The sequence below is a fragment of the Nonomuraea sp. NPDC048916 genome, from assembly GCF_040649575.1.
Classification (GTDB): Bacteria; Actinomycetota; Actinomycetes; order Streptosporangiales; family Streptosporangiaceae; genus Nonomuraea.
Genome location: NZ_JBEZFS010000286.1, coordinates 1 through 382 on the forward strand (window position 1 = coordinate 1; position 382 = coordinate 382).

Genomic DNA, 382 nt, shown 5'->3' on the forward strand with positions numbered 1-382 from the left:
CCGGCAGCGGACTGGCGACGTTCGCGCTGCCCGACACCCCGGGCGTCACCGGCGCCCAGGCCGGCGACACCATCGTCCTCCCCTACAACGACCTCGATGCCGTGCGCGAGGCCTTCCGTGCCCACCCGGGCGAGATCGCCTGCGTCATCACCGAGGCCTCGCCCGGCAACATGGGCGTCGTCCCGCCCGCGGACGGCTTCAACGCCGGGCTCAAGGAGCTGTGCGCGGCCAACGGCGCCCTGTACATCTCCGACGAGGTCATGACGGGCTTCCGTACGTCGAAGGCCGGCTGGTACGGCGTCGACGGCGTCCGCCCCGACCTGATGACCTTCGGCAAGGTGATGGGCGGCGGCTTCCCCGCCGCGGCCTTCGGCGGTCGCGG

1 protein-coding gene is annotated in these 382 nt (G+C 73.0%); it reads left to right on the forward strand.

Features of this window, described 5'->3' with window-relative positions:
- A partial coding sequence (locus AB0C16_RS40880) for an aminotransferase class III-fold pyridoxal phosphate-dependent enzyme (RefSeq protein WP_357691600.1) occupies positions 1-382 on the forward strand: 382 nt, incomplete at both ends.